General features: G+C 57.6%; 17 protein-coding genes. 8 read left to right on the top strand and 9 right to left on the bottom strand.

Annotated elements, in window-relative coordinates; all coding sequences use genetic code 11:
* Positions 1-104: 104 nt before the first annotated feature.
* Positions 105-557 (bottom strand): DUF2214 family protein, encoded by a 453-nt coding sequence (locus LCM31_RS15385; protein ID WP_224871560.1) that lies wholly within the window; start codon positions 555-557, stop codon positions 105-107.
* Between the two features lie 236 nt (positions 558-793).
* On the opposite strand from LCM31_RS15385, the gene parC reads away from it, so the two are divergent.
* Entirely contained in the window at positions 794-3,043 is a 2,250-nt protein-coding gene (parC, locus tag LCM31_RS15390) for a DNA topoisomerase IV subunit A (RefSeq protein WP_224871562.1), read from the top strand.
* 79 nt (positions 3,044-3,122) lie between these two features.
* Here parC and LCM31_RS15395 read toward each other — a convergent pair whose 3' ends face one another.
* The 3 genes from LCM31_RS15395 to LCM31_RS15405 form a co-directional block, all read right to left on the bottom strand.
* Positions 3,123-3,548: a DUF2147 domain-containing protein gene (locus tag LCM31_RS15395; protein WP_224871563.1), complete on the bottom strand. Its 426-nt coding sequence runs from the start codon at positions 3,546-3,548 to the stop codon at positions 3,123-3,125.
* A gap of 152 nt (positions 3,549-3,700) precedes the next feature.
* Positions 3,701-5,176 (bottom strand): protein adenylyltransferase SelO, encoded by a 1,476-nt coding sequence (locus tag LCM31_RS15400; RefSeq protein ID WP_224871565.1) that lies wholly within the window; start codon positions 5,174-5,176, stop codon positions 3,701-3,703.
* Positions 5,173-6,672, bottom strand: a complete 1,500-nt coding sequence (locus LCM31_RS15405) for a Ppx/GppA phosphatase family protein (protein WP_224871567.1) — start codon at positions 6,670-6,672, stop codon at positions 5,173-5,175. The genes LCM31_RS15400 and LCM31_RS15405 overlap by 4 nt, the downstream gene beginning before the upstream one ends.
* A gap of 93 nt (positions 6,673-6,765) precedes the next feature.
* Here LCM31_RS15405 and ppk1 point away from each other — a divergent pair, with 93 nt between their 5' ends.
* The gene (gene ppk1, locus LCM31_RS15410) at positions 6,766-8,907 is read left to right on the top strand and encodes a polyphosphate kinase 1 (protein ID WP_224871569.1); all 2,142 of its coding nucleotides are present in this window, start codon (positions 6,766-6,768) and stop codon (positions 8,905-8,907) included.
* On the opposite strand, the gene LCM31_RS15415 is transcribed toward ppk1, so the two are convergent.
* Positions 8,904-9,413, bottom strand: a complete 510-nt coding sequence (locus LCM31_RS15415) for a hypothetical protein (protein WP_224871571.1) — start codon at positions 9,411-9,413, stop codon at positions 8,904-8,906. The genes ppk1 and LCM31_RS15415 overlap by 4 nt on opposite strands.
* A gap of 108 nt (positions 9,414-9,521) precedes the next feature.
* Positions 9,522-11,282, bottom strand: coding sequence for a bifunctional isocitrate dehydrogenase kinase/phosphatase (aceK, locus tag LCM31_RS15420; RefSeq protein WP_224871573.1), 1,761 nt, complete (start codon positions 11,280-11,282; stop codon positions 9,522-9,524).
* 67 nt (positions 11,283-11,349) lie between these two features.
* Here aceK and LCM31_RS15425 point away from each other — a divergent pair, with 67 nt between their 5' ends.
* From LCM31_RS15425 to msrQ, 3 genes are all read left to right on the top strand, one after another.
* On the top strand, positions 11,350-11,958 hold the full coding sequence (locus LCM31_RS15425; RefSeq protein ID WP_224871575.1) for a MarC family protein: 609 nt from the start codon (positions 11,350-11,352) through the stop codon (positions 11,956-11,958).
* Positions 11,959-12,071: 113 nt separating this feature from the next.
* Positions 12,072-13,082 carry a protein-methionine-sulfoxide reductase catalytic subunit MsrP gene (gene msrP / locus LCM31_RS15430; RefSeq protein WP_224871577.1) on the top strand — a complete coding sequence of 337 codons (1,011 nt, stop codon included), beginning with the start codon at positions 12,072-12,074 and terminating at the stop codon, positions 13,080-13,082.
* On the top strand, positions 13,082-13,690 hold the full coding sequence (gene msrQ / locus LCM31_RS15435; RefSeq protein ID WP_224871579.1) for a protein-methionine-sulfoxide reductase heme-binding subunit MsrQ: 609 nt from the start codon (positions 13,082-13,084) through the stop codon (positions 13,688-13,690). The genes msrP and msrQ overlap by 1 nt, the downstream gene beginning before the upstream one ends.
* Positions 13,691-13,751: 61 nt before the next feature.
* On the opposite strand, the gene pstS is transcribed toward msrQ, so the two are convergent.
* Both pstS and LCM31_RS15445 read right to left on the bottom strand, forming a co-directional pair.
* A complete protein-coding gene (pstS, locus tag LCM31_RS15440) occupies positions 13,752-14,801 on the bottom strand; it encodes a phosphate ABC transporter substrate-binding protein PstS (protein ID WP_224871580.1) in 1,050 nt (349 codons plus the stop codon).
* A gap of 169 nt (positions 14,802-14,970) precedes the next feature.
* Positions 14,971-16,926, bottom strand: a complete 1,956-nt coding sequence (locus LCM31_RS15445; protein ID WP_224871582.1) for a PhoX family protein — start codon at positions 16,924-16,926, stop codon at positions 14,971-14,973.
* A gap of 306 nt (positions 16,927-17,232) precedes the next feature.
* Between LCM31_RS15445 and LCM31_RS15450 the strand changes: the two genes are divergently transcribed.
* The 3 genes from LCM31_RS15450 to LCM31_RS15460 all read left to right on the top strand — a co-directional run bounded on the left by LCM31_RS15450 (position 17,233) and on the right by LCM31_RS15460 (position 23,037).
* On the top strand, positions 17,233-19,842 hold the full coding sequence (locus tag LCM31_RS15450; RefSeq protein WP_224871584.1) for a TonB-dependent receptor: 2,610 nt from the start codon (positions 17,233-17,235) through the stop codon (positions 19,840-19,842).
* A gap of 256 nt (positions 19,843-20,098) precedes the next feature.
* Complete coding sequence (locus LCM31_RS15455) at positions 20,099-22,033, top strand: phytase (RefSeq protein ID WP_224871586.1); 1,935 nt, start codon at positions 20,099-20,101, stop codon at positions 22,031-22,033.
* 89 nt (positions 22,034-22,122) lie between these two features.
* Positions 22,123-23,037, top strand: coding sequence for an aldo/keto reductase (locus LCM31_RS15460; RefSeq protein WP_224871588.1), 915 nt, complete (start codon positions 22,123-22,125; stop codon positions 23,035-23,037).
* Between the two features lie 258 nt (positions 23,038-23,295).
* Here the strand turns inward: LCM31_RS15460 and LCM31_RS15465 are convergent, their stop codons facing one another.
* Positions 23,296-24,252 carry a hypothetical protein gene (locus tag LCM31_RS15465; RefSeq protein WP_224871590.1) on the bottom strand — a complete coding sequence of 319 codons (957 nt, stop codon included), beginning with the start codon at positions 24,250-24,252 and terminating at the stop codon, positions 23,296-23,298.
* Positions 24,253-24,267: the final 15 nt, after the last annotated feature.

The raw sequence follows: 24,267 nt of genomic DNA on the forward strand, positions 1-24,267 counted from the left end.
GGTCAGAATAGTTGGTGTTTTGCTCTGGTACGAAAATTGTGGGGTTTGGATGCCTCATGGCACCGCGCTTGGTGCGCAGGGGGGGCAGGCGACCTCAGCCAACCTCAGCCAAAGTAACCGATGCCCTTGGCCATAAGCGCGCCACACAGGGCCATGCCAACCAGTGCCGTTAGCTCGGTGTGAACGATAATACGCAGCCAGCGGCGGCGCCGTTCCGGCAGTTGTGGCTGCTGCCCGCGGGCAATTTCCCGGCGCCAGGCGAGAAATTGCAGGGTGGGGATGGCCGACAGGGTAGCGGCGAGGGCGAACAGAGCCAGCTTCGCGTGAAACGCCGCATTGTGGAAATAGTAGTCAGCGCCCTTTTCAAAGTGATACACACGCAGTAGGCCGACAATCAGCAGGGCCACGGCGGACGCCCCCACGATTCGGTCCACAATCCCTAGTTTGCGCGCGCTCTGCACAGTGAGAGGTTGCCCGAGGACCACCAGCTGTACCGTCAGGGTGACCGCGAGGGCCAGGAACGCAAGGTGGTGCAGGAAGGCGAAGAGCGCGGGCATAAGTGGTTTCCATACCGGTGGCGGCGCGAGTTACCGCGGTTGTTAGGGCTTGGTTTGGGCCTGATTTGGGTCTAGTTTGGGCTGAACTTGAGAGTCGCTGCGTATTTAGCCGCATTCCCCCGCCACCTGCAAACTGCTGCAGATGTGGACAGGATCTTTGAACCGCTCGTCTGTGTCGGCCATAATCCCCCTCTTATATTTACCTGTCCCCAACAGAATAACGAGACTCTCGCAGTATGACCGAGCCCTCAGTCTACGAAGCTTCCGAGCGCCAGCACCTGGCGGACTACACGGAGAAGGCGTACCTGGACTACTCCATGTACGTGATTCTGGACCGCGCCTTGCCGAATATCGGTGATGGTTTGAAGCCGGTACAGCGCCGTATCGTCTACGCCATGAGCGAGCTGGGCCTCAAAGCCAGCGCCAAATACAAGAAATCTGCCCGTACCGTGGGCGACGTGATCGGTAAGTACCACCCGCACGGGGACAGCGCCGTATACGAAGCCATGGTGCTGATGGCGCAGCCGTTCAGCTACCGCTATCCGCTGGTGGATGGCCAGGGTAACTGGGGCTCCCCGGACGATCCCAAGTCTTTCGCGGCGATGCGTTACACCGAATCGCGCATGGGCAAGTACTCCGAGGTACTGCTGTCCGAGCTGGGCCAGGGCACCGTGGACTGGCAGCCGAACTTTGACGGCACCATGGACGAACCGGCGGTGTTGCCGGCACGGGTGCCGAATATCCTGTTGAACGGTACCACCGGTATTGCGGTGGGCATGGCCACGGACATTCCGCCGCACAACCTGCGTGAAGTGGTCAATGCCACCATACACATGCTGGAAAACCCCAAGGCCACGGTGAGTGACCTGTGCGAGTTTATCCACGGCCCGGATATGCCCACCGAGGCGGAGATCATTTCGCCGCGCGCGGATATCCACAAGATGTACGAGACCGGCAAGGGCTCGGTGAAAATGCGTGCGGTGTGGACCAAGGAAGACGGCGATATCGTGATCACCGCGCTGCCGCACCAGGCCAGTGGCTCCAAGGTGCTGGAGCAGATTGCCGCACAGATGCAGGCGAAAAAGCTGCCGATGGTGGGTGACCTGCGTGACGAGTCAGACCATGAAAATCCTACCCGCCTGGTGATTGTGCCCAAGTCCAACCGTGTGGATTTGGAGCAGGTGATGAACCACTTGTTTGCCACCACCGACCTGGAAAAGAGCTACCGGGTCAACCTCAACATGATCGGCATTGACGGTCGCCCGCAGGTCAAATCCCTCGACAAGATCCTGTCTGAGTGGTTGAGCTTCCGTACCGTTACAACAAGACGCCGCCTGCAGTTCCGCCTGGAAAAGGTCGAGAAGCGCCTGCACCTGTTGGATGGCTTGTTGATCGCTTTCCTCAATATCGACGAGGTAATCGAGATTATCCGCACCCACGAGGAGCCGAAGCAGGAGCTGATGCGCCGCTTCGAACTGTCCGAGGTGCAGGCGGAATACGTACTCGACACCAAGTTGCGCCAGTTGGCGCGCCTCGAGGAAATGAAAATCCGTGGTGAGCAGGCGGAGCTCGAGAAAGAGCGCGACATGCTGACCAAGACCCTGGACAGCGCGCGTCGCCTCAAGACCCTGATCAAGAAAGAATTGCTGGAAGCCGCCAAAGAGTTTGGCGACGACCGTCGCTCGCCTATCGTCGAGCGCGCCGAAGCCAAGGCCTTCAGTGAGACTGAGTTGCTGTCTTCTGACCCGATTACCGTAGTGCTGTCGGCCAAGGGCTGGATTCGCCAGGCCAAGGGCCACGAAATCGATCCGGAATCGCTCAGCTACAAGGCCGGCGACGGCTTCCGTTTTGCCGCCCGCGGCAAGAGTAACCAGCCTGCGCTGTTACTCGACAGCAGCGGGCGCAGTTACGCCATTGCCGCACACACCCTGCCATCTGCACGGGGCCAGGGTGAGCCGGTATCCGGGCGCATTAATCCGCCCTCCGGTGCCACCTTTGAAGGCCTGTTGATGGGCGCGGACGATCAGAAAGTCCTGCTGGCGAGTAATGCGGGCTACGGCTTTATTGCCAAATACGCCGACCTGCAATCGCGCAACAAGGCCGGTAAGGCCATGTTGACCCTACCCAAGGGCGCCAGTGTGTTGCCGCCGCAGGAGATCGAAAATCCCGACGAAGCGCTGCTCGCGGCAGTGACCAGCGAAGGACGCATGCTGGTGTTCCCGGTGTCCGAACTGCCGGAGCTGTCCAAGGGCAAGGGTAACAAGATCATCAACATCCCGGCTGCGCGCGCTGCCAGTGGCGAAGAGACACTGGTGGGAATTGCGGTGCTCGAAGGCAAGGATCAGCTGTTGATTCACGCCGGTAAACGCCACACGCGCATCAAGATCTCCGAGCTGGAGCACTACCAGGGTGAGCGGGGCCGCCGCGGCAACAAACTGCCGCGCGGTTTCCAGAAAGTGGATAAGGTGGAAGTGGAACGAAAATAACCCGCAGATACCGATCTACAGGCATAAAAAAGGAGGGCTCAGGCCCTCCTTTTTCTTTGGTACTAATTGGCCGTGCTAATCAGTCCGCCGGGTACCAGGTCTGGGTGCGGTAGAAGAAACCCAGGTAGCCGCGCACCATCAGGTTGCCGCCTTCTTCCCACATCTTGCAGTCGTAGACCTTGCCTTTGGTGGGGTCGAGAATCTGGCCGCCTTCGTACACATCGCCCTTTTTCACCATGTTGGTGATGATGTCCATGCCAACGACTTTCTTGCCTTTGTTGGCGCCGGGGCAGGCTTCACATACGGTGTCGTCCGGCCTCATCAGCAGGTCCACCACGCGACCGTAGTATTTGCCGCCTTTCTCGTAGATTTCCACGATGGACTTGGCTTGTCCGGTTTCGTCGTCCACGGTTTTCCAGCGTCCCACCACATCGGCAAAAGCCAGCTGAGTGCTGAGCAGCAGGGCGGTGAATACGGCGGTTATGGCCAGGAAATGTTTTTTCATAAGAGCTTCCATCGCAAGTAATCAAAGCTGACCATAACATGTTTTCAGGTCACGCTCCGCATTGGGATATTTACCTTGTTGTAGAGAGTGTAGAACCTATCCTTTGGCCCGCTGAATCGGAGCGAGCGTTGTTTGGCGCGAGCCTATTCTTGTTACGAAGAGCAGCTGATCGGCAGATGTTTGCCGGACTCCGGTGGCGGGGCGGCCCACTCTTCGTGCTTGCTGTGTTCATCAAACGGTGATTGCAGCAGGGTGAACAGGGTTACCAGTGGCCCGTAGTCTCCCGCCTCGGCGGCCTCAATTACCCGCTGGGCAAGATAATTGCGCAGCACAAATTTGGGGTTGGTACGCAGCATATCGTGGCTCCGTTCCGTTGCCGATCGCTGCTCCTTTTGCAGGCGCTGGTCGTAACGGGACAGCCAATCGTCCAGCGCCTGGTGTTGCACCGGGGCGACCAGAGCGTGCAGGCTCGCTGCCGGCCGTTCGCCGCAGTAATGGCTCAGGGTGCGGAAGAACAGCGAGTAATCCACCTGTCCCGTCTCCAGAATCTGCAGCAGATCTGCACACAGCTGCTGGTCGCCCTCGTCTTCAAGGGCGAGCCCGAGTTTGCGTCGCATGCGCTCGGCGAAGAAATCGATCAGCAGGGGCTGGTACTGGCCCAGGCAGTCCTTCAGGGTCTCGGTGTCCAGTAAGCTGGATAATGCGTGAGCCAGTGCATTCAGGTTCCACAGCACCACGCCGGGTTGTGCGTCAAACGCGTAGCGCCCGGTATGGTCAGAATGGTTGCAGATAAACCCGGGCTCGTAATCGTCCAGAAAACCGTAGGGGCCGAAATCAAAGGTGTCGCCGATCATCGACATATTGTCGGTATTCAGCACGCCGTGGGCGAAGCCTACGGACTGCCAGCCGGCCACCAGCTCGGCACTGCGTCGCACGGTAAAGCGCAGCAACGCCTCCGCCTGTTCTTGCACCGGGTGCCCGCTCACTTCTGGCAAAAACTGCGCGCACACATGCTCGACCAGCTTGTGTTGTGCCTCGAGCTGGCGGGTGTAAAACAAATATTCGAAATGGCCGAAGCGGATGTGGCTCTCGGCCACCCGAATCAGCGCCGCGCCGGTTTCCACTTTTTCCCGCACTACCGGTTCGCTGCTGGCAACAATACTCAGTGCGCGAGTACTGCGGATCCCCAGCGCGGTAAGCGCCTCACCGGCGAGATACTCGCGAATGGTTGAACGCAATACTGCGCGGCCATCGCCAAATCGCGAATAGGGTGTCTGCCCCGCACCCTTGAGGTGCAGGTCCCAGCGTTGTCCCTGATGCTCTACCTCGCCAAGCAGCAGCGCACGGCCGTCGCCGAGGTCGGGATTGTAACTGCCAAACTGGTGACCGGTATATTTCATGGCAAATGGCACACTGCCCGGAAACAGCTTGGCGCCGCTGGTGAGTTCCGCCCACGCGGGATCTTCGACGCTTCCCGGAGGCAGTCCCAGCAGCGCGATTACCGATGGGTTCACGTGGAAAGTGCGGGGGTTTTCCAGTGGCGTGGGCGATGTGGGGGTGCCAAATACCGGCCCCAGGTCTGCGTAATGGTGCTGCAGCTTGAGACTGCTTGCGGTGTCAGTAGTCACGAGGAAATCAGTTTCACTTTTATTGATTTTTCTGCCCAGCACTCGACCTCCATTTGCAGGAGATCCTCAATGGCCGGGTGGGTGTATAACCAGTCTTCAGGGACCAGCAGTCGATAGCCAGGACCATCTGCGGAGAGCTGCAGGCTATCGATGGCACGATCCACATGATCCCGGTGCACGATGCAGGCGAGGCGCAGACACAGCAACAGATCATTGTTGGGATGGAACCCATAGTGTTCACGCACCGTTTTAATATCGCCGCGCTGGTTGCGCACCAGGTAGGCCAGGTTTTCCTGTTCACTTTTACTAAACCCGGCCATGTCCGCGTGCTCGATCATATAGGAACCGAGTTTGCGGAAACTGCTGTGCGACAATACCAGGCCGAGTTCATGCAGGTCAGCGGCCCAGTGCAGCAGGCGCCGCTGGCTGACCTGTGCGTGCGGATTCAACTGGCCGAAACATTGCAGTGCGGTATTGGCTACGCGTTTTGCCTGATCGCGGTCAATCTCACCGCGCTCCATCAGGTTTTCGACGGTATCCGCGCGTCGATCACCGCCGTGGGCGCGGCCCGCTAGATCGTAGACGATACCTTCGCGAATCGCGTAGGGCGATATATGCATTTCCTGGATATTCAGCTCGCGAAATATACCGTGCAGTATGGCAAGACCAGCGGCAAATACCGGGCGGCGCTCAGGGTCGAGATTGGGCAGCTCGATTTTTTCGACGGTTTTGTATTTGGCGACTTTATCCGCCAAAGCGTCGATGTCCTCGCGCACGATTGGCAGTAGCTCGCCATCGTTTAACACCCGTGAGACCGACTTCACGGTACCGGATGCGCCCATCACCAGGGCATCGTCGGCGATATGCTGCAGCTCCTGCAGTTCTGCCTGGGCGGCGCGGCGCGCACGGATAAAATTGTTGTGCTTGCCGCCATCGATTTTACCGTCGCTGAAAAAACGGCGGTTGAAAGCCACACAGCCCATATTGACACTTTGCAGTTGCCGCGGGACTTCCATGCCCCGTACCAGCTCGGTGGAGCCACCGCCGATGTCGACCACACAGCGCAGGCAGGGGGGGCCTTCTGCGGCAGCCATAACCCCTGAGTAGATGAGGCGCGCCTCCTCGATGCCCGAGATGATTTCAATGGGGGCGCCGAGAATCGATTCGGCCTCTTCGAGAAAACCGTCGGCGCGGGTGCTGGCCGCACGCAGTGTGTTAGTGCCCACTACGCGTACTTTGTCCTGAGGAAGGTCCTGGATCACCGGCGCGAAACGCCGCAGGGCCTCCAGTGCACGCTCCGCCACTACCGGATCGAGACTGCGGTCGGCGCCCAACCCTTCCGCCAGACGCACCATGGCGCGATCGGTGTGCAGTCGCACCATACGCTGATCGCGAAATTCTGCGAGCAGTAAATGGAAGCTATTCGAGCCAAGATCCAGTGCCGCAAGGCGCTCGTGGGCGACGTCCTGGCTGGCGGCGTCGACGGGGTCAATCATGGTTGTGGGTGTCAATTGGTTGCAATAAAAATGTAGCAAACTGTCGGTCGATGAACTATGGCTTCAATGGGGGTACAGTTGGAAGGTACCGTTTTGAAACCCAATAATCTTGCACTGTCACCGGGCGTTGCGAATGCTCGTGCGCGCTGTGCAGGTATGCCTTCCCCGGCAAATGCAGTAAAGAGTATGGCAAACGACACCCCTTTATATCCCAAAGAGCTCAGCTGGCTTTCTTTCAATGCACGTGTGCTGCAGGAAGTGGAAGATGAAAGCGTGCCAATGATTGAGCGGGTACGTTTTCTTGGCATCTTTTCCAACAACCTGGACGAATTCTACCGGGTTCGTGTGGCGGATGTCCGCCGCCTGGCCACGTTTACCAAAGGCAGTAAAAAGAAAGAAAGTTTTTCCGAACTGCTGATCAATATCAATGAGATGGCGGCGCGTTTGCATGCCCGCTTTGGCAACGCCTATAACAAGGTGCTGAAGGACCTCGGTAAGAACAATATTCACCTGATCAGTGAGCGTCAGCTCACGCCCAAGCAACGTGAATATGTGGAAGAGTATTTCCACCGCGAAGTGTTGCCGGAGCTGGAACCCTTCTTTATTGACGATCGCGACACCATGCCGCTGTTGAATGAAGCGAGCATTTACTTCGGCATTTACCTGGAGTTGGAAGACGGTAGCCTGCGCTTTGCTGCACTGGAAATTCCCACCGATATCCTGCCGCGCTTTATTGCGATTCCGCATCGGGAAGGCAAGCAGGAGAAGGTCTATATCGTTCTGGATAATGTGATTCGCGCCTGTCTGGTGGAAGTATTCCGCTATGTGTTGCCGATCGGAAAGGCGGCCGCCTTCACCTTCAAAATCAGTCGTGATGCCGATCTGGAACTGGGTGAACATGTGACCCAGAACATTCTCGATCGTGTGGCGAAATCCCTGAAGAAACGCAAGCAGGCGGAGCCGGTGCGGCTGGTTTACGACTCCACCATGCCGGAAGTACTGCTACAGCTGATCAAGAAGAAATTGAAGATGGGGCGCTACGACAGCTATACCCCGGGCGGGCGCTACCACAACTCAAAAGACTTTATGAGCTTTCCGGCGGACAGCAAACAGCATACCTACCGGGCGATCAAGCCGCTGCCCACCTTGCCGGACAGTGCCAATATCTTTGACTGGCTGAATGAACGTGATCGCCTGTGTTATTACCCGTATCATGACTTTCGCGTGATCACAAAGCTGCTGGCATCGGCGGCCATTGACCCCAAGGTGCGCGAAATTCGCATTAACCTGTATCGCGTGGCAAAAAACTCGCGGGTAGTCGCGGCGCTGATCAATGCCGTGCGCAACCAGAAACTAGTTACCGCGGTGGTGGAACTGCAGGCACGCTTCGACGAACAGGCCAATATTCACTGGTCCAATGAGTTGAGTGATGCGGGCGTGGAGGTGATCTACGGTGTACCCGGCCTCAAAGTGCACTGTAAATTGATTTCTATTGTGCGCGAAGAAAATGGCATCGATCGCTATTACAGCCATTTCGGCACCGGTAACTTTAACGAAAGTACCGCGCGTATTTATTGCGACTTCAGCCTGCTCACCAGCGATAGCCAAATGGGGAAGGACGCCTACAGGGTGTTCGACTTTATCAAGCAACCGCACCTGCAGCCGGACTACCACTATATTTGGAGTTCGCCCCACAGCAATCGGCCGAATATTCTCGCGGCGATCGATCGTGAGATTGCCGCGGCCGAGGCGGGTATGCCGGCGGAAATATTCATCAAATGTAACAATCTGGTGGATCGCGAAGTGGTGGATTACCTGTACCGCGCCAATCTGGCGGGTGTACGGGTGCGGATCATCGTGCGCAGCATGTGCGCGCTACAGTGTCAGCAGAAGGGGCTGTCCGACAATATCCAGGTAATTAGCCTGGTGGACAAATACCTTGAGCATGCGCGTGTCTATGCCTTCCACAATGGCGGCGACCCGCAAGTGTATCTCTCGTCGGCGGATTTGATGACCCGCAACCTGGACCACCGGGTAGAGGTGACCTTCCCGTTGTTGGCCGCAGAACACCGGGAAACGGTGATGAATATTCTGGAGCTGCAGTGGCAGGATAATCAGAAGGCGCGGGTGCTCGATGCAGCGCAGACCAATAGTCGCATCGCCAATCGCGACAGCAAACGCAATGTGCGCTCTCAGGATGCGATTTACCGCTATCTAAAGAATCGCGCAGTTTAGTTCCTGCTAAATCCTGTGAGCTGGCCGTTGCTGAAGGAAAAGCGGTAGCGTTCACCGACCTTGAGTTTGTTGCGGCAGGAAGAGCTGATGGTAATGCGCGGGAACTGGGGCGTGACTACCCAGGTGGAAAAGTCATCACCGGGTCCGCGTCCAATCAGCCAGTAGTGGTCACCGCTATTGCAGTCGCTGAGACTTTCACAGCTCTGGAAGCCCCACACATAGGCGCGGACATCAAAATTGCCGGGCAGGTTGCTGGCGCGCTGGAAGGGAAAGCGCGGATCGTTGGTGGTGACATACAGGTCGCTGAAGGAGAGTAGCTTGTAGCCCTTGGCACGGGTACCGCAGCTGGCGACATGGTTGAACACCTCAGTGGTGGCGTCCTGGGGCTTGGCCTGGGCGGCTTTTGGCTTGCCGTCCATTTCGCTGGGGAGATAACCGCAACCAGTCAATGTGACGCCCCACAACGTCAGGCCCGCGCACAGTGCGCTACCGCTGAAATACCGCACTTCCTACCTCCTCGGTATCAATCCGCTCCTCTAACTATAGTCGCTGTTAGCGGGCTTTTTTCCCCTCTGCGTGCGAACTGGGAGGCTGATTAAACGGCGACTTTAAAGTCAGTGGTTCGACTTGCGCGAAGGGCGCTTGAAGCGGATCTTGCGGCGATACGGGAAGGTGCTCTCCACCCGTCCGGCGCGGATGCGCTCCTGCAGGCCCTGCCAGTAGCGGTAGTCATAGAGGTCACTGTGCTGGTCTTCGAAGGCCTTTCGCGCCACCGGGTTGCCGGAGAAAAACAGGCGGAACTCCTCTGGAAATACATCGGCCTCGTCCACCGTGTACCAGGGCCGGTCTGCCAGCTCCTGCTCGGTGGTCTGGGGTTCGGGAATCTTGCGAAAATTGCACTCGGTCAGCGGGCACAACTCGTCGTAATCGTAAAACACCACGCGCCCGTGGCGGGTCACACCAAAGTTCTTCAGCAGCATGTCGCCGGGGAAAATATTCGCCGCCGCCAGCTGTTTGATGGCGTTGCCATATTCCTCCATGGCCTCAATGGTCTGCTGGTCACTCGCGTCGTCGAGATACAGGTTGAGCGGTTCCATGCGCCGCTCGACATACAGGTGCTTGATGATGATCCACTTGTCATCCACCAGCAGTTTTGACGGTGCCAGTTCCTGCAGTTCCGCCAGTAGCTCCTCGCTGAAGCGGTTGCGGTAAAAAATAAAGTTGGTGTATTCCTGGGTGTCCGCCATGCGCCCCACACGGTCCGCGCGGGATACAAATTTGTATTTCTCTTTGACGATGGCCTCGGTCACCGTTTTCGGGTTATCGAATTTGTCTTTGATGACCTTGAAGACCACCGGGTAAGACGGCAGCGTGAATACACTCATCACCATGCCCTTGATGCCCGGCGCGATCACAAACTTGTCGTTGCTCGTCTTCATGTGGGCAATGACATGGCGATAGAACTCGGTTTTGCCGTGCTTGTGGAAACCGATGGAGTTGTACAGCTCCGACTTTTCCTTGAGCGGCATAATGGTGGACAGGAAGCGCACGAATCGCGAGGGAATCGGCGCGTCCACCATAAAGTAGGAGCGGGTGAAACTGAAAATGATACTGGTGGAATCGTTGTCGTAGATCAGGGTGTCGACAAAGATGCCGCCACGGCCATTGTTTAGACACGGCAGGATTAGCGGGATTACCTCACCGCCAAACATCAGTCGCCCGACCAGATAGGCGGCCTTGTTGCGGTAGAAAACCGATTCCAGCATGTCGACACGCAGTCGGTGCTCGTCCTCCAGTGACTCCAGCTGCCCCGCCAGTGGCCCATTGCGCAAGGCATCGCAGACATTGCGCAGATCGCGCGCGGTATCTTCCCAGGGAATGGAAAAACTGTAGTCCGCCAGGATGTCTTCAATCATGGCTTCGAGGCCATGTTGACCGTTGTAGCTGATGTAAATGCTGTAGTCGCGCAGAGGCTTTTCGTCCGGTGCGCGCGAGGATTTCACGAAGATATGGCTGTCGTGGATATGCGCATGATCGAATTGGCTGCAGAACACCGAGTTGAAGAAGGTCTCGGCAATCTCATAATTGTTGTTGTTGGCAATGAGCTGGCTGTAGGTGGCTTTGGCCTGGCCCCAGAGCTCCAGTTGCGTGGTGTCTTTGCTGGTGACCGAGTGCACCAGCCTGAGGACCTGATTGACCTTGGTCTTATACAGGTCGATGCGCTCCTTGTTGGTCTCGTGCACCGCGTCCCACGCGGCCTTTTCAAACCGGGCTTTTGCCCCAAGGGTCATATTCTGAAAATCCGCGAAATAGGCGTCAAAGCCATTGAGGATGGTTTTGGCGATACGGCGCGCGGTCGGGGAATGGTTTGTCATGCACTAAACTCTGTTGGAAGCCTCTCCCATATTTTTCCGATACTAGCACGGGCTTGCAGGAGATCACTTGGACGATTGGCTCAGTAGCTTTGTCTTTTTCTTTGCAGTGATCGACCCGGTAGGCACCCTGCCGGTGTTTATTGCCGTGACCAGTCGCCACAACGAATGGCAGCGTCGCAAGATTGCCCTGCTTGCGGTAGCGGTGGCCGCGGGCATTTTGCTGTTCTTCTTACTGGCCGGTCAGTACTTGTTGGAGGCCATTGGCGTGCCGCTGTCCGCGTTTCAGGTATCCGGCGGTATCGTACTGTTCCTGTTCGCTCTCACCATGATTTTTGGTGAAAGCAAACCCGAGCAGGAGGTCGATATTATCCGCGGGGGCCACGAAACCGCGATATTCCCACTTGCTGTACCCTCCATTGCCTCCCCCGGTGCCATGCTGGCGGCGGTCGTGCTGACCGATAACCACCGTTTTGACCCCATTCACCAGGTGAATACCGCCAGCGCGATGCTCGCGGTGCTGGGTATTGTGTTGCTGCTGTTACTCACCGCGAACTGGATTTACCGCTGGATCGGCGATGCCGGCGCGAGTATTGTCAGTCGCATAATGGGGCTTATTCTTGCGTCGGTCGCAACGACCAATGTACTGCTGGGTATCCAGCAATTCTTTCTGAGCTGATCGGGCCTGTATTGCGTATACGGTCATTGAATCTGCCGCGCAATGTAAGAATTCTTCCTTGTCTGCGACAGAACAACAGCAAACTCCCGAATTGCTAACCCGAGGATGCCACCGTGCTGATTAAGAAGCCCGCCCCCAGTGACTTGAGCGAAGCCCACTCCACGTCGGAATCGGCCTACGTATCACGCCGCAGTGTGATCAAGGGACTGGCTGCCAGTGGTGTACTGGCCGGCGCCGGTGTGGGGGAGAAAGCTATGGGGCTGGACCTGTTTGGTCGCAAGGATGAGCCTAAACAGGCGCCGCGCAAGCCGCTGAAATTTACTCCGCAAAAACCTGTCCCCGACCTGCTGCTCACCCCGGAAGACAAGGTGAGCAACTACAACAACTTTTACGAGTTTGGCACCGGCAAAACCGACCCGGCGAAGAACAGTCAGGGTTTGCGTACCGAACCCTGGACGCTGCAGGTGTCAGGCGAGGTGGAAAAGCCGGCAACGGTGGACGTGTGGCAACTGATGAATGAGATCGGCCTGGAGGAGCGTATTTATCGCATGCGCTGTGTGGAGGCGTGGTCCATGGTCATTCCCTGGGTGGGGTTCGAACTGGGTAAGTTTTTAAAGCGCTTCCAGCCCACCAGTCGCGCCAAGTTTGTCGCCTTTGAAACCCTGTACGATCCGGAACAGATGCCGGGCCAACGCAATCGCTATATCGGCGGCGGTGTCGACTATCCCTATGTGGAAGGCCTGCGCATGGATGAGGCCATGCACCCGCTGACCATTCTCTCTGTTGGCCTGTACGGCAAAACTCTGCCCCCGCAGAACGGGGCACCGATTCGCTTGGTAGTACCGTGGAAATACGGTTTCAAGGGCATCAAGTCGATCGTCAAAATCAAACTGGTGGAACAGATGCCGCCCACCAGCTGGAACAAGATGCTGCCGCAGGAATATGGCTTTTATGCCAACGTGAACCCGCAGGTGGACCACCCGCGCTGGTCCCAGGCCAGTGAACGGTTTATTGGCGAGGGCGGCCTGTTTGCGGTGAAGCGCCAGCCCACATTGCCCTTTAATGGCTATGGGGAGGAGGTCGCGTCCCTGTACCGCAATATGGATCTCAGGAAGTTTTACTAGTGACGGCACAGTGGAAAAAGCCGCTTGCCATTCTGTTGCAGGTGGCGGTGCATCTCGGTGCCCTGCTGCCACTTTTATGGCTGTTTGTGGCCATTAATCAGGGGCGCTTGGGTGGTGACCCTGTTAAGGAGTTGATCCACTATCTGGGAATGGGCGCCATTCGACTGCTGCTGCTCACGCTGCTGATTTCACCGCTGGCGAAGAGCCTGAACTTCGGCCAGTTGAATCGACTGCGCAGGCCCCTGGGGCTCTGGTGTTTTGCCTGGGCAACGCTGCATTTCAGCGCGTGGCTGGTATTGGAACTTGGTCTTGACTGGTCGCTGATCGGCGAGGAAATCGTCAAACGTACCTATATCCTGCTGGGTTTTACTGCCTGGTTGATTCTATTGCTGCTCGCGATCACATCGCTTCCATTGCTGCTGAGAAAGATGGGGCGCAACTGGAAAAAGCTACACGGCCTGTTGTACGTGGTCGCTGGTCTGGTGTGTTGGCATTTTTGGTGGTCGGTGAAAAGTGGCTGGATTGAGCCGGCGATTTACGCAGCGATTGCGGTGCTGTTGCTGCTCTGGCGCCGCCAGGCACTGCGGCGGTGGCTGAAAAGTTTTTGAAGTCTCCGTAGCCCGCGGGGCTATTTTCCGTAGCCGCAGCGCTATTTCCCTAGCCGCAGCGCTATTTGATGTACTGCGCGGCTTCGCGCACTTTCTCGCGCACGTTCTGCGGCAGAGGAATATAACCAAGCGCATTCGCCTCTGCCTGCGCTTCATCACTTAGCATATAGTCCACCAGCCTGCGCATGGCGGCTGCCTTATCGTTGTCTTGATCCACATATACCAGTAGCCAGGTGAAGCTGACAATTGGGTAAGCACTGTTGCCGGTTGGGTCTGGTACCCATGCAATCAGGTTTGGCACTGTACTGTCCGGCAGGGTTTCGGCAGGGAATTGCGCACCGGCCAGCGCAGCGCCACCGGCCGCAGGGCCCGGCGAGACGAAGTTGCCCACCTTGTTTTCCAGCCGTGCTACCCGCAGGTCAGTCAGTTTGGCGACGCCATAGGTTACGTAACCGATTGCACCCGGCGTCTGCTTGATTTCTGCGGCAATACCGTCGTTTTTTGGCGCGGATACGAAATTGGCGCCGCCAGGCCAAGTGGGTGTGGTCGAGTGGCCTACCGCAGACTGGAAATTGTCATTGATGGCGCTCAGGTGGCCGCTAAATACATACGAGGTGCCGGATGCGTCTGCCCGTGTGACTACGGTAATTTCACTGTCTGGCAGCACAACGTTGGGATTCGCCGCGATGATTCTTGGGTCTTGCCAGTGGTCAATGTTACCCAGGAATATTTCCGGGTAAACATCGCGCGGCAGTTTTAATTCGTCGACACCCTCCAGGTTGTAGGCGAGAACCACCTCTCCCGCTGTCACCGGTAACAGCACGACACCCTGCGTTACCTCGGCGATTTCGCCGTCGCTCATCGCCGCATCGGACGCCGCGAAATCCACCACGCCAGCGATGAAGTCCTGAATGCCCGCGCTACTGCCATTCGGCTGGTAATTCACCTGCACACCCGTCTCTGAACGGGAGAAGCCTCGGAACCATTTCGCGTAAATTGGAAACGGGAAACTAGCGCCAGACCCATTCAGTTGGACCTGCGCGCCATTGTCCACAGTGACTGCGTCAGTAGTTACGTTTTCGTCGCGGGATCCATCTGAGCAGGCACTCATAAGGAGCGCTGTCAGCAGCAACGCTCCTTTGCCAAGTGTGCGGTTTATGCTCTTCCATGTTGTCAGCAAAAACATCCTGGCAGTTCCTTTGATGGCGTTGAGTGTCGTGCACCTGTACTACACAGGTATTCAAAAAATACTAGCCAAGTGCACGGCACGAAGTATCACATCAGCTGCCAATAGTGCCGCCGTCATTCCGCCGAATGGCCAGTACCGATGGCCGCGGCGGCAGGTCCGGATCGTTGTCCGGCCAGCGGTGCAGTGGGTTGTCGAAGGTTGAGTTATCCACATCTGCCGGGTGCTGCACCGCGACAAACAGGGTTTTGCCGTCCGGGGTGAACTCCGGCCCGCAGATTTCTGCGCCCTCCGGGCAGCCGAAGAAGTGCTTGGGCGCTGCGCGCAGTTCGCCCTCGGTCGCCATGGCCCAGAGGCCATCGTGGAAGCCGAAGTCCTCGCAACCATCGGTGGCTATCCACATATTGCCGCTGCTATCAAAGGCAACGTTATCCGGGTTCGCAAACCAGCCATGTGGCGATATGTTGCCGGGCTGTTGTCCGTAGGCGCCGCGCTCGGCGGGATCTTCTGCATTGGGGTTGCCGCCGAGCAAAAAAGTATTCCAGCGGAAGGTGTCGCTTGTGTGATCGCGCTGGCCGTTTCGTCCCGGGGGAACAATCTCCAGTACATGTCCGGCGGTATTGCGCGCACGTGGGTTGGCGGCATTTTCCTCCCCGGCCTTGCGCTTCTTGTTTTTGGTCAGCATCACATAGGTGCAGTCGTTCACCGGGTTGGTTTCCACATCTTCCGGGCGGTCCATCGGCGTAGCACCAACAAGCTTCGCGGCGCGACGGCAGTCGATCAGGACATCTGCCTGATTGCGAAACCCATTCTGCGGCGTCAGTGGACCCCGTCCGAATATCAGCGGCAACCAGGTTCCACCACCGCCTTCGCGGAACTGGCCGGCATACAGGGTGCCTTCCGTGAGCAGGTCGCGGTTATGGGCGTTATTGCGGGGCAGGTAGTTCTTCTTAGACACAAAGCGATACACAAACTGGTACTCGTCGTCATCGCCTCCGTACGCCACCACCGGTGCATTGGGTTTGCTGACTACCGTAAACCCTTCGTGTTCGAAGCGGCCGAGCCCGGTGAGCTTGCGCGGCGTGGATTTCGGGTCGTAGGGGTCGAATTCCACCATCCAGCCAAAGCGGTTTGGCTCATTCGGTTCCGCGGTGATGTCAAAGCGGCGATCGTAGTCGCCCCAGTTGCGGTTTTCCGGTTCGATGCCAAACGCGTGGTGATTGCGTGCCTCGACCTCGTCGGCAACATTGTCCGGGTCGCCCTGGAATGCACCGCCAAAACCCTCCTCGGCAATCAATACCGTTCCCCACGGGGTCTTGCCACCCGCGCAGTTGCCCACAGTGCCAAAAACTTTCGTACCACTCGGGTCCTCGCTGGTCTGTAGGCGTTTGTCACCGGCAGCGTCACCGACAATTACCATTTCGGTGGTGAGAGAAATACGCCGGTTATAGGGGCTCCCCAGTACTGCCTGCCACCCTTCTGCAGTCTGTTCAATTTCTACAATGCTGTGCCCGCAGGCTTGCTGTTCCACCGCGATATGCGCGTGGCTGGTGCCACGATTCGAGCTTCGTTCGGTGTAGCCACTGAACATTAAATGCGGCTGTGTGTATTCGTGGTTTACACAGAGCAGGCCACGTTTGCTGTTGTTGCTCAGGTTGTGCCTGTCGCCTTCGCCGGGAACTGCGTCGGGATCCAGTGGCATAAACGCAAGAAAGTCGTTGTTGTAACCAAAACGGCGGGATTGTTCGCCGGCATCGAGGGTATCTGGAGAGAAGGCACCGGCAAAAGCATCCAGAGAATCCCCCCAGCGCAGTAGCAGGTCCGCACTGTAGCCATCCGGCAGGTGATGTTTGGAATCCAGCCCATGAGGAATTTCCGCGAAGCTGAGGTTGTGTGCACCTTGCGCTGTTCTTTGGGCACCGCTTTTGTCGCTGCAGCCGTGCAACAAGCCCGCACCGGCGGTCGCCGCTGCGGTAGCGCCGATTGATTTCAGCAGCGCCCTGCGCTGAGCGTTGTGTGGCGCCCGGTCGCCGTGTTTGTGGTCTGTCATAAATTGTTCACCAAAAATTATTTTGCTTTCCTCGCGGGCCCACTCTCGGGGCCAGTCGCGGGTCCAGTCGCGGGTCTAGCGTGGCGCCAGAAGCTGATTTGTCGCTAAATCCTTCTGGCTTGTGTCACGTTCGGAACCAAGCCTAGCGGCGCAATATGACAAATTTAAAAAAAACGTAACGCAAGATTCACATCCCGAGTCTAGCCTGCGCTCGCAAACCAAAAGATCGGACTTGGATTTACACGCCAGATTACCGGTCGCCCAACTGCTTCTGTTTAAAAACCACCTCCAACGGGAACGGGGACTATGACTAAGACGGTATTTAATTTGAATATGCTGGCGCCGCTTGCGGCTGCGGTAATCAGTGTCAATGCAGGCGCACAGGAAGTGCCGAATGCTGGCGTAGAAAAGCAAGGCGAATTGATGGAGACCATAGTGGTCACCGCGCAGGCCGCCAACGCGCGCAGTGATATCGAGCGCCAGCGTGAATCCAATAAAGTCGTTGCCGTGCAAACCTCTGAAGCGATCGGTGAGCTGCCGGATGCTAACGTCACCGAAGCGCTACAGCGTATGGCGGGTGTGTTTATTTCCCGCGACCAGGGCGAGGGTCGCTTTGTCGGTGTGCGCGGCATTGATCCAAACCTGAACGCATCCACCATCAATGGCATGAGCCTGCCGGCGCCGGAAACCGACAGCCGTGCCGTTGCTCTCGATGTTATTCCCGCTGACCTTCTCGCCAGCCTCGAAGTGTTCAAAACCCTGACTCCCGATATGAGCGCTGACTCCATCGGTGGTGCCATCGAAATCAAGAGCATCAACGCGCTGGATTACGACGGCCAGACCTACAAGGTGAGCATTGAGAATGGCTATAGCGAATTGCAGGGCGAAAACAGCCCGAAGTTCGCCGGCACTTACACCAATAAATTTGACTTGAACGGTCGCACCCTGGGTGTTGCTGTTGCCGCTTCGCACCAGGAGCGTAACTTCGGTTCCGAGAACATCGAAACCGACGGCGTGTGGGAAGAGTTTGCCGCGCTGGATGGTAGTGAAGGCATCACCGCTGCGGAAATCGAGCAGCGCGACTACACCGTGACCCGCGAGCGTACCGGTCTCGCCGCGAACTTCGATCTGGAAGTCGCCGAAGGCCAGCAAGTGTATCTGCACAGCCTGTATTCCGATTTTTCCGATGACGAGCAGCGCCAGCGTAATTCTTTCAAGCTGGATGAAGAGAATGATGATCCTTCCAGCGTTTCTGCAAACTCCGCGACCTGGTCGGACGCCGCGTTGGAGAAAGAGCTGAAAGACCGTTACGAAGCGCAGGAAATTCTGTCACTGGTTGCCGGTGGTTCACACGACATGGATACCTGGGGTGTGGAATACGCACTGGGCTATTCCCATGCGGAAGAGTCTGAACCCCATCGCCGCGACACCACTTTCGTACAGGAAGGTCTGGAGCTGGGCTACACCAGCGCGGGCAAGATCCCGCAAATGTTTGCTACGGATGCCAACGCCATGGATGCCGCCAGCTACGAGCTCGACGAGATCGTCATCGAAGACAACTACACCGATGATGAAGAAGTTAGCTTGCGTATCGATATTCGTCGCGATATCGAAGTGGCTGGCAATCCATCTGAATTGAAGCTCGGCCTGCACGAGCGCCGCCGGGAAAAAACCGGTGACCTTAATGCCACCATCTATGACGGCTTCGGTGGTGACTACACCCTCGCCGATTTCGCCGCTAACGGCATCGATTACGATCTGGGTACCTTCGGCCCGAGCGCCAGCAAAGGCGCCATCAACGCATTCATTAATGCGAACCTGGCCAGTTTCGAAATTGATGAAACCGATACCGCACTGGATTCCGCGCGCGACTACGTGATGAGCGAAGACATCTCTGCGCTCTACGTGATGAACGATATCGATTTCGGCCGCGCCAACTTGGTCTACGGTGTGCGCTACGAGGCGACGGACTTCTCCGCTCAGGGCTACCGCGTGGTTGAGGCCGGTGAAGCGATCCCCGGCGCAGTAGAAATTGCGGAAGACGTCTATGTATCCGAGGTGGAATACGCTAACGACTACAGCAAGCTGTTCCCGAGCGTGAACGTCAAGTTCGATTACAGCGATAACATTGTACTGCGCGCAGCCTACACCGAATCCCTGTCCCGCCCGTCCTTTGGCGCGTTGAACCCGTCTCCGGCAGAGATCGAGTACGACGCAGGTGAATTGAAGGTGGAAGCCGGTAACCCGCTGCTGGACCCTTATGAGGCGCGCAACTTCGACGCTTCCTTCGAGTATTACGCAGACGCGCTGGGTATGTTCTCTGTGGGCGCGTTCTACAAGCAGATCGAAAACTTTGTAGTGACGGTCGATGTGTCCAGCGTTGCCGACTACAGCATGTATGTGGGCAGCCTGACCGTGGATGAAGCGGAAATTTTGCAGCCGATGAATGGCGACAAGGCCACCCTGAGTGGCGCCGAACTGGCCTGGACCCGCGGCTTCGACAATGGCTTCCTGCTGCGCGCCAACGCCACCCTGACCGACTCCGAAGCGGACCTGGGCCTGGGTGGCGACGCCGAGCGTAGCAACAAGGTTGCGTTGCCGTCGCAAGCGGATCTGGTGGCCAACTTTATCGTCGGTTACGAGCGCGATGCGTTGAGCCTGCGCCTGTCCACGGCGTACAAGGGCGAGCGCCTGCTGGAAGTGGATCTGGAAGACGAAGCCTTCGATCTCTACGAAGACACCCACATGCAGGTGGACCTGTCCGCCAAATACCGTTTTGAAAATGGTATGCAGGTGTTCTTCAACGCGGTCAACCTGACCGATGAAGCTTTCTACGCCAATCGACGCGGCTACAACGGCCAGTACGAAGAGTACGGTCCTGCCTATGTACTGGGCGTGACCTATAGTACTTTCTAATAAAGAGCTATTCGCGATCTCTTTGTGCTAACTGCTCCGCGGAGAGTTAGTGCGGGAGGTCACAGCAGCAAGCCTGGGCGCTGCAGGAGTACCTGGAGCACTCGGGCTTTCTGCTATTTTTTTACATGGGATTCATTGGTCATCTGTTTACCACATTCCCGTCACGGGAGCGGCGTATTTTGGCCAATGCACTGGCGCGGTCTTTCAGGAAATTAGACCGAGCCTGCACAGTAAGAACCTGCAAAACGAATGAATTATGGCGTGTAAAACCTTGTTAAAACTGTTCAGCACATTGGCCGCCGCGGCCTTGATCAGCGCGTGTGGACCGCAGATTGGCAAAGAGGCGGCGACGCCTAAAGGCATCGCCGCGGAGCACCAGCTGGCACTCACCGATGTTGTATCGAGCCAATTGGCGCCACTTTCCCTGGGTGGAAATGAATACCTGTTACTGGCCAGCGAGAAGCGCGGCCTGGTTCTGGTGGACAAGGAAGGCAACGAAAAGCTTGCGTTGGATGGCGGCACCGTAGAGCGCTTCGCCTTGCATCCACTGGAACAAGACAGCTGGTTGATTGCCGTTTACGACGAGGACAATGGAGAACTACAGCTGCGCCTGCTGGATGTGGAAGAGGACAGCCCACGGATTCGCTACCTGGCGGCGATGGCGACGAGCGCCCCGCAAGTAGCCATGTGCTTTTCTTCGCAGGCGGGACGCACGCATCTGTTCGCGATTGATGAAACCGGCCTTGGTCACGAGTATGTGGTACACCCCCGTGAACAAGCCTGGACGTTTACCGGCCTGCGGCCGCTGTATTTTGGCGAGCAGGTTTCTTCCTGCGTCGTTGATGATCGCAGGGGCAAGTTACTGGTTGCCCAGCCACCCCTGGGCATCTGGAGCCTGAATGCCGATGCGGAAATGGATGAGGCGCGCCAGGTGTTTATCGCGGCAAGTGATTTGCCCAAGGGCGAATTCGGTGGCCTGTGGCTGGATGAGGTCAACGGCAATCTGTGGTTGACCGTCGCAGAAAAAGTCATGGCCTTTGATATCAACGATCCCGCCAAGGGGCCGCTGTTTGTGGAAGCGCTTGCCGACATAGAGCCAGTATCTGCAGCGGTGCAGGGTGAAGCACTGCTGGCCTTGGAGGAAGAGAGCGATCAGGTGCACCGCTTTGCGGTGTCCCTGCCGCAGCCACCCGAAGAGCTGCAGGCGTTCCGCGGCCCGGTCGAGATACCGCGCGTGCGCGCCAGCGGCCAGACCGCGCCGGTCGCTTCCGGTGGCGATGCCGCCGACGACCCGGCAATTTGGGTCAATCCGGCCAAGCCCAGCGCCAGCCTGATCCTCGGTACCGACAAGAAGAGTGGTCTCAGCGTGTACGACCTGAGCGGCAAGCTGGTGGAGCACTTTGAGGTCGGTCGGGTAAACAACGTGGACCTGCGTCCGATGCAGCACGGCAAGTTTGTCGCTATCGCTGCGGCCACCAATCGCACCGATCCGGGCGTCAGCCTGTTCGGCATTACCGCTGCGGGTGCAGTGGAATACCTGGGGTTGCGCAACCTGGAAATGGAAGACCCCTACGGTCTGTGCGTGTACCGCAAAGGTGCCGACCTGATGACCTGGGTGTCTGACAAGGAAGGTGCCGTGCAGCTGCTGCAGATTGTTCCGGGCACCGGCAATGTGGATTGGAGCCTGCGCAAGGTAGCTTCACTGGAAGTGGCCAGCCAGGTGGAAGGCTGCGTGGTGGATGACGAAATGCAGATGCTGTTCTTCGGTGAAGAAGACGGTGGCATCTGGCGGTTGGACATTGCCGCATACCTCGCTGGCGAGGCCAGGCCGCAGTTGATTGCTCCGGTGGATGGCGAGCGCTTGGCGGCAGATGTGGAAGGCATGGGTTTCTATCACGCCGCGGACAAGAGCTACCTGGTGGTGTCCAGTCAGGGCAACAACAGCTATGCCTTGTTTAACCGCGATGGCAGTGAGTTTGTGGGCCATTTCAAGGTAGATATCAATCTGGACAAGGGATTGGATGGCAGCTCTGAAACTGACGGCCTGGAAGTTTCCAGTGCGGCACTTGGCGCTCAATATCCACAGGGATTGCTGGTGGTGCAAGACGGCCGCAATCGTATGCCCAGTGCGAGCCAGAACTTTAAGCTGGTTTCCTGGGCCGATATCGCGGAAACCCTGCAGCTGCCCTAGGCCAGGGTAAGCCTCAGCGGGGGAGGACCATTCGCCCCGCAATTTATGTGAAAATCCGCTGGAATCTATTTGATCCAGCGGATTTTTTTATGCAGCGCGTTTCTTCCTCTCTCGCTCCCGAGTTTTCTCTTTCCCGCATTGCTTTCGGTTTATGGCGTCTCACCGACTGGGGCTATTCACCGGCCGAGCGTGTTTCCCTGTTCGAGCGCATGCTGGATCTGGGCGTGACCACGTTTGATCTGGCGGATATTTACGGCGACTATCGCTGCGAGCAGTTCTTCGGCGAAGCGCTGCGCCTGAAGCCGCAGCTGCGCGAGCGCATGGAGCTGGTAAGCAAGTGCAGTATCCGGCTTGCCGGTGAAGCGTCCGGGGCGCGCATCAACCATTACGATACCGGTGCCGCCCACGTGCGCATGGCCGTTGAGACCAGCCTGCGCGATATGGGTGTGGAGCAATTGGACCTGTTGCTGCTACACCGCCCGGACCCACTGATGGATGCCGACGCGCTGGCCGAGGTACTGGAAACCCTGGTGCAAGACGGCAAAGTAAAGCAGCTGGGCGTATCCAACTTCCTGCCCCATCAGTTTGACCTGCTGCAATCGCGCTTGTCGTCGCCGCTGGTGGCCAATCAAATCGAAGCGTCACTGTTGCACTCGATAGCGATGTTCGATGGCCAGCTGGACCACTGCCAGCAACACCGCGTTATCCCCATGGCCTGGTCACCGTTTGCCGGCGGTCGCCTGTTTAGCGGAACCGATGAAGATGCAGTGCGCGTGCAGCAGGAGCTTAAACGCTTGAGCGCGGCACGCGGCCTGAACGCCGAAGATGGGCCTATGCAGCTGGCACTGGCGTGGTTGCTGAAGCATCCCTCGAACATGATCCCGGTGTTGGGTAGCGGTAACCCACAGCGGCTGGAAGCGGCGCTGTCTGCTCTGGAGCTTGAGCTGGATCGGGAAGAGTGGTTTGAACTGCTGCGCTCTGGGCGCGGGCGGGATGTGGATTAATTGCGGTCGCGTATCTTCCGCCAAAAATTTGCTGCTTCGTTAGCTGAGTTTGATTCGAAGTGCAGATGTTAGGTGCAAAGGTGCTGGCGCCGGGAGAAGTTTGCGAGACCTTCTAAAACAGGGATGTTTTAGAAGAACCCCCAGGGATGGGTTTAGGGGGGGCGCCTAGCTTGTGTCTCGCAAACTTCTCCCGGTGGCAGTGCCGCCATCGGAAATGCTTCAAGCTTTCGAGAGTCAAGATTGAACTGGTGCCCGGCATTACCCGTTGTAGGCGTTATCCGGCACCAGGTCGTAATTTACATCCGCAAAATCAAAGTGCTCCAGCGGTGCCAGGTGCATGGGCACCTGATAGCCGCGCAGCACATCGTCGCCGCGGCGATCCATTACTTCCAGCACTTCACCGCGCACAGCTTGCAGCAGGCGGTCGAACTCAGTAACCGCTGAAGCAATTACCTTCTTGTATTCCAGGTCTTCACCCAACTTGATGTAGCGCGAATCGCCATCGGCCTGCTCGATACGCAGCCAGCCCGGGCCGCGCTCGGCGCCGGCCACGCCCAGTACCAGAGGGCCGCCTTGATCCTGGCAGATGGGCGCCAGCTCAAGGTCTGCAGGCTCCGTATCCACCGCTTTACCAACCCACACCCAGCCAGGCAGGCCGATACGGGTCAGGTGCCATTCGGAAAGCCATACCGTCTGATCGTCGTCCACGCGGAATTCGCTGTACTCGCGCTGGCCACTGCCAGGTGCCAGATCCACGTTGGCATCCGGGTTTTGCTGGCGGAAGTTGTGCAGTTGCTGGGTCATTTCGTAGTTGACCTCCCACTGCTTCTGCAAACGCCACTGCATCGGATACTCACCCCATTCCACCAGATAATCCTCGCGCTCGCGCAGAGTTTCCGCCACGCGCCAGAAGGCGCCGTCGATCAGAATGTAGGTATCTCCCGGCTTGCTACCGGGGGCAATAAAGCTGTGTTCGGGCGATGCTTCGGATGCGCTGACCACGTGTTCGCTGCGGCCTTCGATCACGTCATACCAGGGGAAACCGTGGCGCAGGGGCGGGGGGAAGGCCAGAGGCGGCCGGCCCGCAAGCAGGCGGCGGAACAGTACCGATTTTTCAATTTCCAGGTCAGACAGGGTATAGCCTTCTTTCTGGGTGATCTGGCCCCAGGCAAAAGCAGCCCTTACCAGTTGTTTCTCTCTGTCTGAAAAGCTCATTTCGGCGGGTTCGCA

Origin of the sequence: Microbulbifer agarilyticus (genome assembly GCF_020171345.1) — a bacterium.
GTDB classification, from domain to species: Bacteria; Pseudomonadota; Gammaproteobacteria; order Pseudomonadales; family Cellvibrionaceae; genus Microbulbifer; species Microbulbifer agarilyticus_D.

Coding starts and splice junctions, on each gene's coding strand:
- LCM31_RS15405 (WP_224871567.1), bottom strand. CDS start 6,672: ATGATTGACCCCGTCGACGCCGCCAGCCAGGACGTCGCCCACGAGCGC.
- parC (WP_224871562.1), top strand. CDS start 794: ATGACCGAGCCCTCAGTCTACGAAGCTTCCGAGCGCCAGCACCTGGCG.
- LCM31_RS15385 (WP_224871560.1), bottom strand. CDS start 557: ATGCCCGCGCTCTTCGCCTTCCTGCACCACCTTGCGTTCCTGGCCCTC.
- LCM31_RS15465 (WP_224871590.1), bottom strand. CDS start 24,252: ATGAGCTTTTCAGACAGAGAGAAACAACTGGTAAGGGCTGCTTTTGCC.
- LCM31_RS15450 (WP_224871584.1), top strand. CDS start 17,233: ATGACTAAGACGGTATTTAATTTGAATATGCTGGCGCCGCTTGCGGCT.
- LCM31_RS15455 (WP_224871586.1), top strand. CDS start 20,099: ATGGCGTGTAAAACCTTGTTAAAACTGTTCAGCACATTGGCCGCCGCG.
- LCM31_RS15395 (WP_224871563.1), bottom strand. CDS start 3,548: ATGAAAAAACATTTCCTGGCCATAACCGCCGTATTCACCGCCCTGCTG.
- LCM31_RS15445 (WP_224871582.1), bottom strand. CDS start 16,926: ATGACAGACCACAAACACGGCGACCGGGCGCCACACAACGCTCAGCGC.
- LCM31_RS15460 (WP_224871588.1), top strand. CDS start 22,123: ATGCAGCGCGTTTCTTCCTCTCTCGCTCCCGAGTTTTCTCTTTCCCGC.
- aceK (WP_224871573.1), bottom strand. CDS start 11,282: ATGACAAACCATTCCCCGACCGCGCGCCGTATCGCCAAAACCATCCTC.
- pstS (WP_224871580.1), bottom strand. CDS start 14,801: ATGAGTGCCTGCTCAGATGGATCCCGCGACGAAAACGTAACTACTGAC.